This is a genomic window from Protofrankia sp. Cr1 (assembly GCF_963555865.1).
GTDB lineage: Bacteria > Actinomycetota > Actinomycetes > Frankiales > Frankiaceae > Protofrankia.
Window position 1 is genome coordinate 1,399 of record NZ_CAUVXO010000493.1, and the last position, 1,508, is coordinate 2,906.

General features: G+C 69.8%; 1 protein-coding gene. It reads right to left on the reverse strand.

Annotation, left to right across the window (positions count from 1 at the left end; translation table 11 throughout):
• Positions 1 to 50: 50 nt before the first annotated feature.
• On the reverse strand, positions 51 to 1,295 hold the full coding sequence (locus U9980_RS24425; protein WP_322770078.1) for an ATP-binding protein: 1,245 nt from the start codon (positions 1,293 to 1,295) through the stop codon (positions 51 to 53).
• Between the last annotated feature and the right edge of the window lie 213 nt (positions 1,296 to 1,508).

Sequence of the window (1,508 nt, forward strand, 5' to 3'; positions counted from 1 at the left end):
AGCGAGGGCGCGGCGAGCTCCTCGTGGACGTTTCCGCGGCACCGGCGTCCTCAGCGGGAGGACCAGAGGCTTGCTGCGGGGACGGCGAGGATGCGCTCTGTGAGCTGGAAGACCCGTGGGCCCGTGTGTACGAGGAGTCCGAGGGTGAACCGTGGACCGATCTCCGCCGCAAGCCATTCCAGGTGTCGTGCGTCGGTGTGGGAGGGGGCCGCGGATGCCTTGACCTCGATGGCGATGACCTGGCCGTCTCGGGCTTCGAGGAGCAGGTCGATCTCACGGCGGCCGTTGGCGTCGCGCAGGTGGTATAGGTCGGCGCCGACGACGCTCAGCGCGCACTCGGCGCGGAACTGGGCGGCGACGAGGGTGTCGATGATGCGTCCAAGCAGGTCGCCGTCGCGGAGCGCGCGGCGGTGGTCGATACGGAGCAACGGGGCGAGGAGTCCGGGGTCGGTGAGGTATCGCTTGGGTAGCCGGACCGCGCGGTTCATGCGGTTGTCCGCCCAGGCGGGGACCCGCTGAGTGATCATGAGGGTGTCGAGGAGGTCGTCGTAGGCCACGGCTGCCTCGCGTCCGATGCCCGCCGAGTCGTAGAGCAACTTGTGGGTCGGCACACCGGCGGTGTTGGCGGCGATCGCCTGGAGATATCTGCGCAGTCGCAGGGGGTCTCGTGCGGCGCTGAGCGCCGGGGCTTCCCGGGTCACGAGATGGTCGACGTAGCCGGTGAGCCAGCGGTCGCGTGCTCGGTCGGCCTCGGTTCGCAGCGCCTCCGGCCAGCCGCTGGTGAGTGCCTCGGTCACGTAGGCGTGCAGGTCCCAGCCGGTGGAGGGATCCGCGAACGCGTCCACGCCGCCGTCGAGGATCCGGTCGATCAGTGAGGGCGCGGTGGGGTCGCCGTGGCGTTCCCGGCCGACGAGGGGATACATCGTCAGCCGGACGATTCTGCCGGTCGCGGGCCAGCCCGAGGCGGTGAGGTCGGCCTGCGAGGATCCGGTGAGCACGAACCTCCCCGGGCGCGGGTCGTCGTCGACGGCCCGCTTCACCGCTCCGAGTACCTCGGGCACGACCTGCCACTCGTCGATCAGGACGGGCTCCTCGAGCCCGCGCAGCGCCGCGTCGGGGTCGGCCCGTACGACCGCGGCCTGCGCCGGGACGTCCAGGCGCAGGATCGACTGGCAGACACGCCGAGTCGTGGTCGTCTTGCCGCACGCCCGGGGGCCGACGACGAGGACGGCCGGGTGGGAGGCGACGACATCCTGCAACTCCGTGTCGAGCAGACGAGGAACGTAGGCGCGCACGAATATCCGATCATGGAATTAGCACACAGTTGACCATGGAAATTACACGTAGATCATCGATAATTTAACACGCGTTCGAACCGCGATCCAGCGCACCTAGACCGTGCCGTGCGGCTGCTCGACGCGCTCGCGGCCTACCTACCGGCCAGGTGGGCGGCGGGTCTACGCGCATGGTCTTCCCGACTCTCGCGCCGCACCGCACCGCGCCACCTG